This window comes from Bdellovibrionales bacterium, assembly GCA_016714165.1.
Classification (GTDB): Bacteria; Bdellovibrionota; Bdellovibrionia; order Bdellovibrionales; family UBA1609; genus JADJVA01.
Window position 1 is genome coordinate 815,275 of sequence record JADJNU010000002.1, and the last position, 16,928, is coordinate 832,202.

Consider the following 16,928-nt stretch of genomic DNA (forward strand, 5'->3'; position numbering starts at 1 on the left):
TTTTTCAAATTCTCCCGGAAAACCTGACCCTGCATGAAAACTGAATGTTTTAATAAAGGCCAAATAGCTATTAATCTTGTGCTTGTCAGAACCATTTATCCAAGCAATATCGGCTCAGTGGCCAGAGTTATGGGAAACATGGGGGCCCATCGCCTCATTTTGGTTGATCCACAGTGTGAGATCAATTCAAAGGCTCGAGAGGGGGCCGCTGGTGCTCAAAAATACTTGGCATCACGATCAATCTACTCCCATTGGGATGAATTTTACCAAAATGAAAGTTCTGGCATCAGGATTGGACTGACACGCAGGACCGGAAAACTCCGCACTGACATCTCACTGAACGAAGTGCTCCCCAAACTAAATCTGAATCTTTCTGATTCATCGCCTCTTCAAATCTATCTGATTTTTGGCCCAGAGGACAATGGACTCTCTGCCGATGATTTGGCCCTATTAAATTTTTCAGCAAGCCTTCCCATCTTCGGTGAATTTCCAAGCATGAATCTGTCGCACGCAGTTTTATTGGCTTGCTACCTCGTAAGACACTGGGCACAAGACCTTTCGATCAACGAAATGACCCCAGATATGATTGACCAGCCAAAAATGAAACCTCAAGAGAGCATAAACGGTAAGCTCAAAAACAGTGGCCTCTATTTTCCCGATCAGTCAATCCGAACTTGGTTGGAAGCAATCGGATTTTCTCTAGAAAAACGTCGGGCCAGTGCCTACACAACCATTCGACGCCTCTTACTTCAAAATCAACCCAGCGAAACAGAACTCCACGTGCTCGAGGCTGTTCTCCAGCAAAATATCAGAAAGCTCCGCAATGCCACAGTGGCCCAAAATGGATCGGCCGGTGATTCAACTCCAAATTGAGCCAATTGTTTTATTTCTTTGTCTGCTTTTTGAAAAGACGACCGACGATCGAAGTGAGCTCTCCCGTGAACGTATCGGTATTAGTATCCTTAGGCATTCGAAGGCTTGAAATCTCCCGCCTCACATCAATCATCCCCGGATCAATTGCGAGTGCCTTATCAAACTGAGCGAGGGCTCCTTCTAAATCGCCTGATACCTTTTTAACAAGTCCGGATACAAATAGATAGATCGGATTCCTACGATCTTCCGCCTTAATTCGATCCATTTTTTTTTGAACTTCCTTGAGAACATCCTCGGGCAGTCTGTCTCCGTAAGCCTTGATTGTCGCCCAGCTCCAGTACATGTACAGGTTGTCACTCGGATAAGACTTAATGCTTTCGTTTAGCTTTTCAAGAGATTCTTTCACCTTTCCACGACGCAATAGTGCCAATCCTTCTTCCGTCAGCTTCTCAGATATCATTTGTTTCTCAGCTTCCTTCTGTTTCTTGGATCGAATAAAACGATCTCTCTTTGCCTCATTACCCGCAACATCATAGGCATCGGATACAAGGGCATAAACTCTGTTCACAATTAACTTCAGCTCCGCAGGGGCCGCCGAAGAAATCTTATCCGGGTGATTGGCTCTGGCAAATTCCTTGTAAATTTTTTCCGCGTCCTTTATTTCAACTTTTCCACCCGCCCCGAAATACTTAAAAATTTCGAACGGATCTTTTCCCTCGATATCACGAAGTATTGTTTTCAATCGCTGAAGCTGATCATCTCCCCCCTTTGCCCGCTTGACATCATCAAAGACGATCAATCGTCGAAGTGCAATAAAATGTATGACCCTGTAGAATTTTGTCTTGTCCCAATCATGTACCTCAAGAATTTCCTCGATTGTCTTTTCCTTTGGAAGCTCCTCTAAGAAATCCGGACTCACTTCGCTCACGATCTTGTCGTAAATTTCATGGGAAGTCGAAAAGTCAGGACCCAATCTCATCGGGTGGTCAAGCCATGGAGAATAGAAATCCTCTAACCACTTCAAAGAATAATACTTGTTTATTACCTTGTAATAGAAGGAATCCAGCATCGAAGAGGAAACTCCCTCGCCTAAGGATTTTACTCTCTCGGGCACAAAATTAATTTGAAGCTTCGATTCCTTTACCAGTTTTTCTAGGTCGTAAATAATTTGATCCTTCTTTATAAGTCCGGACGCATGAGGACTGATAAGATTTTCGGCTATAAGATTTTTAACCACGTCTCCCCGACGTTGTTTTTCAGGAAGCTCATCAAAATCAATGGTTGTTAAAAAACCTGCATCGACCAATAGCTTTCCCAACATTGATCCGCTATCGGCGGTGTCCACTTTGTCAATGAATCCGTTGTTAAAATTAATTCCCGAAATATCACCATTTTCCGTCGCAAGATTCAAAAATCCTGATGACTCCGCATCTAGAAGTATAGATATAATCAAGGGCAGATCCAGGCCACTGATTTCATCGATACTCTCCAAGGCTTTCACGCGTTCTCTATCCGAAGCGTAGGGCTTCGATAATAACGCGTGGAGCGGCACCTTTGGAATGTCAATCAGCCGCTCCAGCTCCTTTTCAAGAACATCTACCAGAGCAGCATTCGAAATTGGTTTGGTAAAATACTCCTTAGCATGAGTTTTACCTATTGCATCTTGAGCAAAGGCCCTATCTTTGAAAACTCCGCTCACAAAGATAATTGGGCCATCGCCGAATCGACTTTTACGTAACTCTTGAGCCAATTGCACGCCATTCATTCTCGGCAACATACAATCAATGATTGCACCGTGCACAGGCTTGATCCTTACCGAATTCAATGCATTTTCGGCCTTAGCTACAACGGTTGTTTTAAATCCAGCCCTTGCCACAACTTCGCTCAACGCTTGCCTTGAGCTTTCGTCATCGTCGACAATCAAAATGTTGATTTCATTCTTATTCATGCACTAACTTGTCGGAAATAAATAAGAAAAAAATGATAGCCCATCGATTTATTGGAACTTTTTAGATGCTATCCAATTTCTCGGAGCTCTGTTATTCTCCGCCATGCTTTCTCCATGCGTCTTCAAGACGCCTGGCCAGTGTCTCCAAATTAAACGGTTTAATCACATAGCCACTGACACCGCCAATCGCGGCAGTAATAACCGAGCCTTTTTCATTTTCTGTCGTCACAAGTAGAAATGGCAAGGATTTGAATTTCTCGTCACTTCGAACCGTGCGAAGAAAATCAAGCCCGCTGAGACCAGGCATGTTCAAATCAGACAGCACGAGTTGAATGGGCGTTGGACTATTCACGTAAAAATTGAGTTTCCCGAGGCCCTCATTCACATCTGACGCCGCAACAATTTTCCTGAAACCTAGACTAGCTAATCCATCGACGATTACTCGACGAATGTTGACAGAGTCATCGACCACCAAAATGTGTGTGTCCTTTGTAAACATATCCTCACCAATCAAAAAATAGACTCAACTTTAGGCGGATTTGGCCGGCCTAAATTCAAATGCCTTGTTATTTGGAACTACAATTATAACCTTTGTACCCAAATCAACTTCCGACTCCACCCTCACTTTTCCTCCCAAGCGCTGAACTTCACTTTTGACCGCATCCATCCCTACTCCCCTTCCCGAAAATTCGCCAGGGATAGATCGAGTTGAGAGTCCGGGATGAAATATAAATTGGATAACCTCACGATCATCATCGATCAATCTCTGATCCACACCAGTGAGCCTATCTCTTACAATTCCTCGAACGACTTCCGGAGAAATTCCAGCCCCATCATCGGAAATTATCAATTCAATCGACTCCCTACTCTCTAAGATGATTTTTCTCGTCGAAACGGTGATTTTTCCTGCCTCCGTTTTGCCCTTTTTCAGCCGCGAAACAGAATCCTCCAAACCATGATCTACCGCATTTCTAAAAACATGAACGAGTGACTCTAAAAGACAACCATAACGATCGAGAGAAATGCGAACGTCTTCTCCAATAAATTCAATAGCTGCCACAGTTTTTCCCTGCTTTGCTGCGATCACCTGAATGACATCATTATAGTAGCTCAAAAGCGACCTCATCGATTGATTCAAGTATTTGTCCTGGATTTGAGATAGCTCTGGTTGGGGCATTCCAAGCTCCTGAAGACGTCTGAGAATCGCAAGAAATTCAGATGCCTCCAACTCCACCCTAGAGTCAGAATCGGGCGGTAAGAGCTTCAATATGTCCGTAAATTCAACAATAAACGCCTTATATCTCTGTTCAAATCTCTTCAGTGAAAGGCGGTAGGGCTTTAGCAGATGAGAAGGATCCTCGCCCGCTTCAAGTATTCTTAGCGGCTCAAGACAATCTTGACATTCCCTGCAGGCGTCTCGAATCTCGGCGGCTGAAAATACGCTCGACTCTCCTTCAATTGTGTGCAATCGCCTAAAAGCCTCGTCTGAATCGAAATCACGAGCAGCTCCTTCAGAAACTTGTTCTCTCAGAAAATCAATCCCTACTTGGGTAGCTTTTAAAAATCTTAGAAACTGATTACGATTTCTGAAGATTTTCAAAATCAATTGTGCGTGCTTCTTTTCCTTTTCTAATTCCCTTTGAGCTTCCCTCTCCAGGGTTTTATCTGTGGCAACCAAAACAAGCTGTGAGGGAGCTCTCCCCTCTTCTCCAATCGGGTAATAATCAAGACAAATCTCGTTTCCCTTTGTATGCCGATAGCGATTCGGGGCCAAATCGACAAGACTTTCGAATGGCAAAGACTGAGCAAAGACCGCCTCGCACCACATGTCAAATTGCACTCGATCCGCTCCCTCAAGTCTCAGAACATCATCTATAACTTTTCCTCCTGGTGCCGATTCTAGAATTTCCAAACAGGCCTTTGTAAAGATCTCCGAGACTTTTCTATCTGCGCCAAATACCAAAAAACCTTGCCCCAAACTTTCCATAATGGCTCTCAACAAACGACTCACTTCAGATAACTCAAGAGTGCGCTCGCTCACCATTTTTTCAAGATTCCTCGAGTAATCCTCTAACTTCGATTGAGCTGCCTGAAGCCGCTGAATGTATTCTTCCTTTTCTCCAATTTCTGACCTGTATTTTCCGACCAAAATTTCCTCAAGTGTCACATCCCGCAAAATAACCAACCAATTGGAACACTCTGCCTGCTTAGCAAGGGGAAATATTGCGATTTGTACCTTTCCATTTTTTCCGTTCCTCAATTTATATTGCACTTCACGGTAGGCCGTTTCCTCAACCATCCCCCAAGTCCCCCCGGGCATGACAAATAATGAAAGATCGTCAAACGCGACAAAATCATGAAGTGAAGCAGCTTTGGAAAGTCTCTTAAGGGACGTTTCCAAAAATGATGTTGCCGCTTCGTTCGCATAGGTCACTCGCCGATTTTCATCGACGACAAATACGGGATCCAGCAATGGATCATACAAACTGTAATTCATCAGCTCTTTTTCAGGAATTTAAAGTACTTATTTTCGATAACATCCATTTCCATGGCTTCTCCTGACTGATCACATTTGATTCCAGGTGGTGGCATGATCTCGCCATCGTCTTTGAACTCCATTCCCTTTCTGAAAATGACCATTTTTTCAGTGCCTGAACTTTCGCAATAATAGGGCACATAAAAGCTATCAACCGCCCCATCTTTGGGAAGAAATCCAGCCACCATATTGATCTGATCAACGATGACTTTGGGACAGTGCCGATAGATGATTTTACTACCCTGAGGGGCAGTTCTAATCCACTTTATCCATTCGCGAATTCCACAGGAATTAATGGATGCCACCTTATCTAAGTCCAAGACAACTTGAGTGCCCGGCGGAATCTCAATATTTCCGAAATTGGCGTCCTCATTGATAGATCCAGAAATGACCATCAACAGACTTTCCTTATCTTTCTTTTTCTCGATCCTAAACTCGCTCATTTTCTTCCTCCTCCTTTTAATATTCAAAATTCATGAAAATGCAAATTCTTCGGTTCTTCCTCGCGCTTTCTCGCACTCATACCCACGGGAATTTTGCAGAACACCAAGGTCTGACGACCCTTTTGAACAGCAATGTGGTAGGAAATTGAAAGCTTAAATAACATAAATGAACCAATGCCTGCTCCGCCTACGCCTGACCAATTCACATTTTCAGCAATACCACCTGTAAAGCAGGTCTGTATCCTCTTCAATAAGCTATCAATGTGCAAGCTGCCATATTCGTCAATACAGCCAATGACCAACTGTTTCTCGTGCACACCCGCAAATAGAAGCCCCAACTTGCCCGCTCCTCTTCTTACTTTTTCAGAGTCCAAAGCAGGCGCCTCAAGTTTTCCTAACGAATTAACAAAGGGAGCATTATATATCGCGTTCATAACCATCTCATCCGCCGCACTCAAAGATTCCGTGACTAAAGTCTGGTTTTTTAATTCCTTTTCCGCCCATATTCTAAAGGCATCCAAAACTGATTTTTTATCATCAGATCCTGAAAATCGTGCAGAAAACCCCCTCAAAGAGGACTCCACTTGATCACTAAAAACACCGGGACGCAGCATTGCTGACAATGGATACTGCATTGCTCTCTGCGGATACGCCGTCAAATAGGAGGCAGCTAAAATCTCTGTAGGAAAATAGGTCCCACTTGCCTGGCAAATATGATTTGCTTTCTGAGTTATGGCAAAATCAATCACCCTTTCCGGACTTTCATTAGAGCAAACACCAATAAAATTTCCACCCCCCAATCTCTGAGAAGGAGAGCCTTGCGGCAAATCTACAACCTGGATTCTATGGCGAAGGTCTATGGGAATAATATCCACCACAGAATTTTCATTTTTTTTGGCAACGTCCACAGTATTCTCCGACACGTGTACCCACTCAACCGCTGAAATTGATTCATAGAATCACATTCCATTTGAGCTTTCCTCACTGGTACTTATCGGTAAATTTCGGCAACATTTAAGGAAACGGAACATATGAGGTGTCGGATCTCAATATGGTGCGTTCGTTCAAATCGGCTAACGAAATTTGAGACGACCCGAAATCATGAGGTCCCCATCGTATGCGGTAGTTCGAGGCGATTCCAACTCGGGACATTGATCCAGCTCTTGACCAGCCAATCCGCAGGTCCAAGATAAGCCCGACGGATAACCCAAGATTTTTGGAGCCAAAAATAAATACAGTCGGTCAACAGCATGCTGAACCAGATAGTTTGAAAATGTGCTCGCTCCACCTTCGACAAAAATCGAGCAAATGCCCTTTTCAAAAAGACGCCGAGAAAGATCATTCAAATCAATCTTAGAGTCTTCCAAATTGACAAGCATTTCAGTGTGTCCATCACTTGGTGGCGAGGAACTAGATTTCGATACCACCTGAATAATGTCGCTAGGAGAATGTGAATGAGAAAATCTGTAAATTCCCAAATTGCTACCAAGTCGCATGTCTGGATCAAGTACAACCACCTTATTGGGTTTCTCCCCAAACCACTCACTTCGTACATTTAACTGCGGATTGTCTGACTTAATAGTCCCATTTCCAACCAATACGGCCTGATAACATCCTCTCAAATAGTGAACGGCCTCTCTGGACTTCACATTGGTAATCCACTTGACCTTTCCGCTATGATCCGCAACAAATCCGTCCAATGTAATAGCCGCCTTCATCCCGACAAAGGCTCTTCTTTCAAGAATATTCACCAAAAAAACTTCCAAAAGCTCCGCTAGCTCAAGACTATGAGGCCCTGTCCATTCTTCTACATGAATACCAAACTGACGAATTTTTGCTATGCCCCGTCCCGCCACCATTGGGTTTGGGTCTTTCATTCCAAATACAACTTTTCTTAGAGGTAGCTCTGCCAACTGATCAGCGCACGGAGGAGTTTTGCCAAAATGCCCACAGGGCTCTAAAGTAACGAAAACGGAAGCATCTTTCAGTCGCTCAGAATCCCTAACTGATCTGATGGCCTCTACTTCGGCGTGAGGCGCTCCGTATTTGGTGTGAAAACCCTTTCCTATCAAAAATCCATTTTTATCCAAAATGACACAGCCAACGGGGGGGTTGGGAGCAACAAATCCTATTCCCTTTCTTGCTTCAAGAATAGCCATATTCATCGCTGCTTCTTCGGATAAAGGAACCTCTCCCATCACTCAGAAAATCCCCATGCTAAGACCATCAAAATTCCTCTCGTTGCGAAAATTTTCACTATGACTTGGATCTTCAATTGATCTAAAAGATCATGAAAGCTATAGATAGTAAAGGTTCTGCCTCCTTTTTCCCGCGAAACCCAACCCTAAGGCAGATTGACGAGGATTTTAGTATGACAAATGCACACGTTGATTTTAGCTCAAAAATGCCAAATCCAAACTGTCGCGGAGTCGTTGACATCTCTCCGGAAGAACTTTTTGAAAAGAGATCTCATGTCAAGCTTATTGATGTCAGAGAACTTAGCGAATTTACCGGTGAACTCGGTCACATTCATGGAGCCAAATTAATCACTCTTAATCTCCTTCCAGAAAAGATCGGGGAAGTGCCGCGAGATGCCACTGTTGTATTTATTTGTCGTAGCGGGGGCCGTAGCGCACAAGCAACTGCCTTCGCGCTAGAAAATGGTTTTTCTTCTGTTTACAACATGAAGGGCGGAATGCTTTTATGGAATCAACTCGGATTTGAAACGGAAGGAGGAAAATAACCTTGAATCAAAAAAGTGTAAGCAAGGTATTCGTTAACCGCACGCTGAGCTTGAAAAAAATTACCTATATTGGCTTTGACATGGATCACACTCTCATCCGCTACAACAGCCGAAAGTTTGAGGAATTAGCCCATAATATGATGATCGAAAAGCTCATCAAGGACCACGGATACCCAAATGTCATTCAGTCCCTCAAATTCGACTTTGATCGTTCCAGACGGGGCCTCGTCATCGATATTCATCGAGGAAACATCCTCAAACTGAGTCGCCATGCTTCGATTCGCGTGAGCTATCATGGATTGACTCCAATTAGCTACTCCCAGCAGCGCAAAGTCTATAAGAGTTCCTATATTGACCTGGGCGAACCGGGTTTTGACATTGTTAATACTACCTTTTCGATTGCTATCTGTGGGTTGTTCGCCCAACTCGTGGATTTGAAAGACAGCTCAGAGACAAAAACACTGCCGGACTATTCCACAATCGCAGCCGATCTCACCTCTTGCCTCGATAAGGCTCACCGTGATGGAAGTCTAAAAGGTGTCGTTGCCTCTAATCTCGATGACTATATTTACAAGGATGCACGAGTTGTCCACGGTTTAGAGAGATTCATTCGTCATGGAAAGAAAATTTTTATTGTTACTAATAGTGATTTTCACTATACGAAACTTTTGCTCGATTATGCTATCAATCCCTTTCTCACAAATAATACTTGGGAAAATTTTTTCGAACTCGTGATAACTTCTGCTGACAAACCGCGATTTTTTTATGACAATCTTAAGTTTTTAAAAATTAATCCCAAAGATGGAACGATGACTAACCTTCAAGAAAAAGTCTCGTCAGGTATTTATCAGGGTGGTTGCGCCTCCATTTTTACAAATGATTTAAATTTGACTGCAGACGAAATACTCTACATTGGAGATCACATTTATGGAGATATCGTACGGTTAAAAAAGGACTGCGCATGGAGAACAGCTTTGGTTGTCGAAGAACTGGATGAAGAAATTGAGTGTTTGCGAAAGGCCGACCAGTTTGTCGAACAAATCAATAGCTTGATGAATATAAAGATTCCATTGGAAACTGAAGTCGACCAGCTCATCTCTGAAAAAATTGAAACGGGCAAAAATATTCACGAAGCAAAAATCTCTCAGCTACTCATGGAGATCTCAGAGCTCGATAAAAGGATTTCACCTCTCATCAAACGCCAGCAGGAAGTGTATAATCCTTGGTGGGGAGACGTCATGAGGGTTGGCATTGAGGAGAGTTTTTTCGCCTATCAGATGGAAAGATATGCCTGTATTTACATGGCGAAGATTCAGGATCTCTTGGATGTATGCCCCAGAACATATTTTAGATCTTCCAAACGCTTGATGCCCCATGAGGTTGCGACTTAAAAAAGTCGCTCGCCCCATATTTTATTCTGTTTGCCAATGCCTGGAATTTTCTCGTTGGTGATTCGGCGCTTTTCTGCTATCGTGGCCAAGTTCGCGAAGCGACCACTTCAGGTAAATGAAGGGTCGACTGAGAGACAGTGCGTTAGCAGATTGGCTTATGTTAATTTTAGCTTGATCAGAAGGGGACGGGACTTGATCCATGGGACGAGTACCTCAGGACCGAAAAGATTTTTTTTCATCTGACGCAAATTTTTTATTGATTGGCTCCGGTCGACTCGCGCGCCATTTGGCCTATTTCTTTAAACACCTCGATATTCCTTTGAGTTTCTGGTCACGTAACAATGATCCAGATTTTAATACCTTAGAACCCAGCGACGGAACACCACAGCAACGCCTCCGTAAGCTTGCGAAGGCGGCTTCACACATTTGGATTCTTACCAAAGATGGGTCTATTTCTGAAATGAGTGAGCTTTGTGCGGATTCGCGCGGAATTCTTTTTCACTGTTCAGGAAGTCTCAATTTAAATGGAGTACATGGAGCGCATCCGCTGATGTCCTTTGGATGGAATTTGTATCCACATACAACATACTTGAAAATCCCTGTTGTTTTAGATTCAAAAACACCAAACCTCACTGAAATCTGGCCAGGATTGACCAATCCACAGATTCGCTTAAAGCAGGATCAAAAGCCTCTCTATCACGCTCTCTGCGTAGCCAGCGGGAACTTCAGCACTCTGCTTTGGCAAATGGCTAAAGAGGATTTTTCCAGATTGGGAATATCTTGGTCCCATCTTCAACCCTATTTAAATCAAATTTTTTTAAATCTCTCTCATTCTCCCGACGAGGCTCTCACTGGTCCACTCGCTCGCTCTGACACCTTGACTGTTGAGAAAAATATACAAGCCCTCAACGGGCATGACTTAGGAGATATCTATTCTCTTTTCTGGAAGATTTATCAAAAAAGGAGAACGAAATGTCCCTACCCAATTTTATGAAAATGAAGCGATCAGGAAGAAAAATTTCTATGATCACTTGCTATGATTTTTGGTCAGCAAAGCTTTTGAACCAGTCAAATGTCGATTGCATTTTGGTTGGAGATAGCGCCGCCATGGTCATGCATGGACACAATACGACTCTTCCAGCTTCTCTTGAAATGATGGCCTTGCATTGCGCTGCCGTTTCCAAGGGAGCTCCTGATAAATTTATTGTAGGTGATTTGCCTTTCTCTCGTTCAGAAAATCTCTTACCAGCAATATGAAAGCTGTTGAGTGCTTGATGAAGTCCGGCGTTCAAGCCGTGAAACTCGAGGGTGCAAGCGGAAATCTGAAACTCATTAAGCATCTGGTTGAATCGGGAGTTCCCGTAATGGGGCACCTCGGACTGACCCCCAGTCAATCCATCAACTGGGGGGATTTAGAGTTCAAGGCAAAGATATTGACTCTGCCCGTCTCCTCGAACGACAAGCTACAGAATTACAGGAACACGGCTGCTTTTCCTTGGTTTTGGAATGTGTTCCGAGCACATTGAGCGAAACTATCACAAAAAATCTTCTTATCCCCACAATCGGAATTGGGGCGGGACCAAATACCGACGGACAGGTTCTTGTCCTACAGGACATGCTAGGCCTCAACCAAGGTTTTAAGCCAAAATTTCTTCGTCAATTTCTCAACGGAAGTGATCTCATTATTTCTGCGGTCAACCAATACGACCAAATGGTTAAAGAACGAAGTTTTCCAGATCTCAGCGAAAGCTACGAATAATGGATATTTACTTTAAGGTTCAACACTGGCGCGATCAAAGAAATGGCGATCGCATTGAGGGACTCTCATTGGGTATGGTTCCAACAATGGGAGCGCTTCATCGAGGGCATATTTCTCTCATCGAGAGATCATTGAAGAAAAATGATCGAACACTTGTCAGTATTTTTGTCAATCCAACTCAATTTGATAATCCTGACGATTTCGCAAAATATCCAATACAATTGGAATCAGATATTGAAACTCTAAGAAACGCGGGAGTTCATTACTTGATACTCCCCGACTATGGGGAGCTATACCCAGACAATTTTCGCTACCAAGTTATAGAAAATGAGGAAAGTCAGCTGCTCTGCGGAGCTCATCGTCCTGGTCATTTCAATGGCGTGTTGACCGTCGTCATGAAACTCCTTCATCTCGCTGATGCCGATCGGGCCTATTTTGGAGAAAAGGACTATCAACAACTTCAATTGATAAAGGACATGGTCAAGGCATTTTTTATGAACGTAGAGGTGATCGGATGTCCCACTCTCAGAGAAGAGAGCGGATTGGCTATGAGCTCCAGAAACCAGCGATTAAGTGCAACTCAACTCAAAATTGCTTCCCAATTCAGTCAGATTTTAAGATCAGCAGCCAATCCGGAGCAGGCGACGGACGCACTCTTACAGGTAGGATTCGGTGTCGATTACGTCGAAGAGAGGTGGGGACGTCGATTAGGTGCCGTTCATCTCGGCAAAGTTAGGTTAATAGACAATGTTGAACTCAAATAGGAGCCAACAGAATATTTTGTTTCAAATCACTGGGTCCGTGGCGGCCTTTAAGGCTTGTTCGGTCATTTCCGCTCTTGTTCAGAAAAAATATCAAGTTCGAGTTGTGACAACAGCCTCAGCCCTCAAATTTGTTGGGCCGGCAAGCCTTGAGGGCTTAACGGGCAGACCTGTTGTACACGATACTTTCGATCGTGGCCAAATGATGAATCATATCAGTCTAGCCCGGTGGGCAGATGCTTTTGTGCTTTGTCCTGCGACGGCTAATTCTATCAATCGGTTGGCCCACGGATTGGGAGATGATTTAATTGGTTCAATTTTTTTAGCCCAAGATTTTCGCAAGCCCTATCTCGTTTTTCCGGCTATGAATTCGCGTATGCTTGAACACCCTGTCACCAGGGAATCTATATCAAAATTAATGGCAATGGGCGTGAGAATTTTTCCAACTGAGAAAGGAATCCTTGCTTGCGGAGAATTTGGGTCTGGAAAGCTAATGAACCCGGAATTGATAGTTGAGGAAATTTCTCGTATCACAGTCAACAACATCTCCAATTTGGGATCCAGAAAATTGAAGATTCTTGTTACTGCTGGGGGTACCTCTGAACCCATTGACAGCGTTAGATTCATTGGCAATCGCAGTACAGGACAGACTGGTTGCCAGATTGCAGAGTCTCTTGCGAATGCGGGACACAGGATTGTTCTTTTGAGATCCAGGACGGGAGCAAGTGCAAAGTCAAATGGCGATCTCCTTTCACATGATTTTGAGAGCTGTGCGGATCTCAGAAGACTCCTCATTGATTATTTAAGTCACGATTCCTTCGATGCCATTATTCACTCGGCTGCCGTCAGTGACTTTGCTGTCGACACGATTGTGGATCAGACAGGTCGTTCTTGCCATCAAAACGAAAAAATTTCCTCAGATGTTAATATCTCCATTAATCTCAAGCAGAATCCAAAGCTTATTCGAGAGATTCGACATTGGTCAGCCAACAAAAATATATTGATAATTGGCTTTAAACTCACTTCTACTCCTAACATCGAAGATCGGTTAAATTCCCTAAAGAAGCTTCAGCAAGAAGCCTCTCCCGATTTTGTTGTGTTGAACGACCTTTCAGATATCTCTGAGCAATCACACATATTTTCGATTTATGAAGGCGAAAAAATCTGCAAGAGAGGAAACTCAAAGGCAGAGCTGGAACTGGCTATTTCACAGCTCCTATCACAAACTGAGGTATATGGCATATGATCATGTGTTTAGACGTTGGCAATAGCCAAATGTTTGGCGGTGTCTTTAAGGACCAAAAATTGCTTTTCCAATTTCGTCGAAATTCGAGAGGTGGTGCTTCTTCGGATGAATATGGCCTCTTCCTGAGGAGTGTTTTGCGAGAAAACGGTATTGATCCGAATTCCATTGAGAGGATCGCGATATGCACAGTTGTTCCAGAAGTTCTTCATTCCTTAAAGAATTGCTGTTTGAAATATTTTAATCGTTCTCCATTCGTCCTTCAGGCTGGAGTTAAGACTGGTCTCAAAATCAATTATCGAAACCCGAGCGAGGTCGGCGCCGATCGTATTGCAAATGCCATCGCAGCTTATCATCTGTATCCAAATCAAGATCTCATCATTATTGACTTCGGAACAGCCACGACTTTTTGTGCTGTTTCCTCAAGCCGCCAGTACTTCGGGGGAGTCATCCTTGCTGGTCTGAGAATTTCCATGGAGGCAATGGAGAGTCGAACCTCGAAATTGCCGTCCGTTGAGATCCTTCGTCCCGGTGAGGTTCTCGGACGTTCAACGGTGGAGAGCATTCAGTCGGGTCTTTATTTCGGAACCTTAGGCGCAGTCCGAGAAATAGTTGATGGGCTTCAAAGAGAAGCCTTTTCTGGAAGCAAGGCCCAAGTCATCGGAACTGGTGGGCTCTCCAGTCTCTTTGAAGATGAAGATGTTTTCGATTTAACTGTTCCCGATCTTGTGCTCGTGGGACTTCGGTTTGCAATAGATATGAACACATGATCACGATTTTAATAAAAATGATGTTTCAAAAAAATGGGAGAGTGAGGATCTCAATATGACATTGACCATGCTTAAATCTAAGATTCATCGGGCTACCGTGACGGATGCAAACCTTTCGTATGAGGGTTCAATCTCGATTGACTCTCGACTGTGCAAACTGGCGCGTCTCCACCAGTTTGAAAAGGTGGATATTTATAACTGCAACAATGGCGCTCGCTTTTCAACCTACGTCATTTACGGAGGGCCAGGTGAAATTTGCCTCAATGGCGCTGCCGCGAGACACGTTCATAAGGGCGATCTCGTTATTATCGCCTGTTATCTCAATCTGAGTCCTCCTGAAGCCCCATCTCACAAACCCAATCTTGTGTTTGTCGACAAAAAAAATTGTCCTGTAGAAAAACTCGCACCGGAGATCTAGTAAGTATACTTGACCTCGACAAATAACTAGGTTACGGATTTTTTAAATCATTCGATTCACTACGTAAAAAATCTTCATCCTTGAAGGGGTCAGGCCGTGACCATGTAGTGATTTGGAGTTTGCAGATGAGTCATTTATCCAACAAGGAAAGCGAGCTATTCTAGGTGAAGAATGTAAGACGCTCACTCTATGCGACTCTGTAAAATTGCCCGCGGCGGGACCATGCAACGTCTCTCTTTGATGATTTCGTTTTTTCTGATTTCAACCTTTTCAATGGCGAGTGTCGTTGTCATTGAAAATGTTAAACAAAGCTGCTCAGATGTCCTATCCCTACGAGATCCCATGTCCGGATACCCAATGGCCTTCAGGAATTTGCAGAAAATGAACAAGTGGCTCACCTCGAATCTGCTCGAGAAGTATAAATCAGAAGCGCAGTACCAGTTCGATATGAGCGTTACTCCGGAGATGCGGGCGCGCGAAATCTTTAATCATTTAGTTCGATTTCGGCTGACTCTTCTTCCGGCTGGAATCCAATCGCCGTTCTTAGCAACCTTGCATTCATCATCGATAACTTATGAATTTCCATTTGCTGTTTGGGGAGGCAACGGTCATGCCAGCAAAGGCAAATTGACAGTGAACACCCATGGAGCGTTACGGGACAGCGCCTTTGTGTTACATACTTTAATCCACGAAATTGAACATCAAATCCAATTTTTGATGTTTAACTCATTGGACTCTACTCAGTGGTTGTATAGCCAGGGGATTTTTCTCTTTATGAGGAAGATTTTTTTGCGATATCAGCAAGAGCTCGGAGCCATGTACCTGGAGTGGATGTTTTTTCACTTATTACCCAGAAGTGATCTCACCTATTGGCAGGCGAAACTGGATTCAGTAGGTGCTCCAATTTTTCGAGACCGCGATCATCTTCAGAGGAGCCTGAATGGTGCTCAATTGCCATTTGAGGAATATTTAAGTCGCGAGCATAAGGCGGGTCGATATTCTCTGCAGAGTCTGACAAAGGCATTTTGGGCAGATCGTAAGGGCAATAGAGTCCCACTTAATTGAAAGGACTAAAGAAGCTAGAGTCTCATTCTCCGACTGAAAAAGACACAATCACCTGATCGTCCCTGCAAGGGGAAGACCGGCTTGACCAACATGAGAAAGAAGTCTTCTTCCAATTATTGGTTCAATCCACCTTTTTGTTTCAATGAGACTTTCTAGATCTACGTTTGTTCTAACTCCCATTGCATGCATCATATAGACCAGATCTTCGGTCGCCAAATTTCCAGAGGCTCCTTTGGCATATGGACAACCTCCCAAGCCTCCCACGCTCGAATCAAAAGATCGGATCCCCAATTCATAGCTCTTCGCTACATTGGCAAGCGCCGTACCTCGTGTATCGTGAAAATGCATGGCCAGCCGACGAGCCGGGATTTTCTTTAAAATTTTCTTTAATAGAATTTCCACCTGTCGGGGGGATGCCACTCCAATCGTATCTCCAATTGAAACCTCATAAACGCCAAGCTCTAAGAGGGCAGTGGCCAGTTTGACAACGTATCCAGGATCGACATACCCATCGTAAGGGCAACCAAAAGCTGTGCTGAGGTACCCTCTGACTTTTATTTTTCGAGTTTTGGCTTCTTTTATGACCTGTCGAAAACGATCAAAGCTCTCTGCTATGCTGCAGTTGATGTTTTTTTTTGAAAAGCCCTCACTGCAGGCCCCAAATATTGCGATGTCACGCAACTCCGTCTTCACCGCATCCTCCATCCCGCGAAAATTCGGAACGAGGGCCGAAATGCGAACCTTCTTTCCTAATTCACCACTTCTCTGTGACTCGAAAAGTTCTGCGATCAGTTCCCCACTTTCTTGCATCTGAGGCACCCACTTAGAAGAAACGAATGCCCCAACCTCAATTAGATTAAGGCCGGCCTGACCTAATCTCAAGACAAGTTCCTTGCGAACCTTTAAGCTCAAGCGATGAGCCTCATTCTGAAGTCCATCACGAGGACCCACCTCAATGATACGAATTGAATTTGCCAT

The 16,928-nt window shown here is 43.9% G+C and carries 16 protein-coding genes and 1 pseudogene; 10 read left to right on the forward strand and 7 right to left on the reverse strand.

All coding sequences use genetic code 11. The features are described from left to right. Positions 1–33: 33 nt before the first annotated feature. Entirely contained in the window at positions 34–873 is an 840-nt protein-coding gene (locus IPJ71_15150; protein MBK7844998.1) for an RNA methyltransferase, read from the forward strand. A gap of 10 nt (positions 874–883) precedes the next feature. On the opposite strand, the gene IPJ71_15155 is transcribed toward IPJ71_15150, so the two are convergent. From IPJ71_15155 to ribD, 6 genes are all read right to left on the reverse strand, one after another. Beyond that, positions 884–2,821 carry a response regulator gene (locus IPJ71_15155; GenBank protein MBK7844999.1) on the reverse strand — a complete coding sequence of 646 codons (1,938 nt, stop codon included), beginning with the start codon at positions 2,819–2,821 and terminating at the stop codon, positions 884–886. Between the two features lie 91 nt (positions 2,822–2,912). Beyond that, positions 2,913–3,320: a response regulator gene (locus IPJ71_15160; protein MBK7845000.1), complete on the reverse strand. Its 408-nt coding sequence runs from the start codon at positions 3,318–3,320 to the stop codon at positions 2,913–2,915. A 30-nt stretch (positions 3,321–3,350) separates the two neighbouring features. Further along, positions 3,351–5,318, reverse strand: coding sequence for an Hpt domain-containing protein (locus IPJ71_15165; GenBank protein MBK7845001.1), 1,968 nt, complete (start codon positions 5,316–5,318; stop codon positions 3,351–3,353). Next, positions 5,318–5,800 (reverse strand): hypothetical protein, encoded by a 483-nt coding sequence (locus IPJ71_15170; protein MBK7845002.1) that lies wholly within the window; start codon positions 5,798–5,800, stop codon positions 5,318–5,320. The genes IPJ71_15165 and IPJ71_15170 overlap by 1 nt, the downstream gene beginning before the upstream one ends. Positions 5,801–5,823: 23 nt before the next feature. Further along, a complete protein-coding gene (locus IPJ71_15175) occupies positions 5,824–6,723 on the reverse strand; it encodes a hypothetical protein (protein ID MBK7845003.1) in 900 nt (299 codons plus the stop codon). A 150-nt stretch (positions 6,724–6,873) separates the two neighbouring features. After that, positions 6,874–8,001, reverse strand: coding sequence for a bifunctional diaminohydroxyphosphoribosylaminopyrimidine deaminase/5-amino-6-(5-phosphoribosylamino)uracil reductase RibD (ribD, locus tag IPJ71_15180; protein MBK7845004.1), 1,128 nt, complete (start codon positions 7,999–8,001; stop codon positions 6,874–6,876). Between the two features lie 170 nt (positions 8,002–8,171). Here ribD and IPJ71_15185 point away from each other — a divergent pair, with 170 nt between their 5' ends. From IPJ71_15185 to IPJ71_15225, 9 genes and pseudogenes are all read left to right on the forward strand, one after another. Next, complete coding sequence (locus IPJ71_15185; GenBank protein ID MBK7845005.1) at positions 8,172–8,543, forward strand: rhodanese-like domain-containing protein; 372 nt, start codon at positions 8,172–8,174, stop codon at positions 8,541–8,543. A 2-nt stretch (positions 8,544–8,545) separates the two neighbouring features. Then, on the forward strand, positions 8,546–9,934 hold the full coding sequence (locus IPJ71_15190; GenBank protein ID MBK7845006.1) for an HAD-IG family 5'-nucleotidase: 1,389 nt from the start codon (positions 8,546–8,548) through the stop codon (positions 9,932–9,934). Positions 9,935–10,133: 199 nt separating this feature from the next. Next, a complete protein-coding gene (locus tag IPJ71_15195; protein ID MBK7845007.1) occupies positions 10,134–10,928 on the forward strand; it encodes a DUF2520 domain-containing protein in 795 nt (264 codons plus the stop codon). Next, positions 10,907–11,693 (forward strand): annotated as a pseudogene (panB, locus tag IPJ71_15200) (3-methyl-2-oxobutanoate hydroxymethyltransferase). Before IPJ71_15195 ends, panB begins: the two are co-directional and overlap by 22 nt. After that, positions 11,693–12,457: a pantoate--beta-alanine ligase gene (panC, locus tag IPJ71_15205; GenBank protein ID MBK7845008.1), complete on the forward strand. Its 765-nt coding sequence runs from the start codon at positions 11,693–11,695 to the stop codon at positions 12,455–12,457. The pseudogene panB and the gene panC overlap by 1 nt, the downstream one beginning before the upstream one ends. Continuing rightward, positions 12,441–13,700, forward strand: a complete 1,260-nt coding sequence (coaBC, locus tag IPJ71_15210; protein ID MBK7845009.1) for a bifunctional phosphopantothenoylcysteine decarboxylase/phosphopantothenate--cysteine ligase CoaBC — start codon at positions 12,441–12,443, stop codon at positions 13,698–13,700. Before panC ends, coaBC begins: the two co-directional genes overlap by 17 nt. Continuing rightward, positions 13,697–14,467, forward strand: coding sequence for a type III pantothenate kinase (locus IPJ71_15215; protein MBK7845010.1), 771 nt, complete (start codon positions 13,697–13,699; stop codon positions 14,465–14,467). Before coaBC ends, IPJ71_15215 begins: the two co-directional genes overlap by 4 nt. 55 nt (positions 14,468–14,522) lie before the next feature. Beyond that, positions 14,523–14,885: an aspartate 1-decarboxylase gene (locus IPJ71_15220; protein ID MBK7845011.1), complete on the forward strand. Its 363-nt coding sequence runs from the start codon at positions 14,523–14,525 to the stop codon at positions 14,883–14,885. A 189-nt stretch (positions 14,886–15,074) separates the two neighbouring features. Beyond that, entirely contained in the window at positions 15,075–15,950 is an 876-nt protein-coding gene (locus tag IPJ71_15225) for a hypothetical protein (protein ID MBK7845012.1), read from the forward strand. Between the two features lie 48 nt (positions 15,951–15,998). Here the strand turns inward: IPJ71_15225 and IPJ71_15230 are convergent, their stop codons facing one another. Beyond that, positions 15,999–16,928, reverse strand: coding sequence for a hydroxymethylglutaryl-CoA lyase (locus IPJ71_15230; GenBank protein MBK7845013.1), 930 nt, complete (start codon positions 16,926–16,928; stop codon positions 15,999–16,001).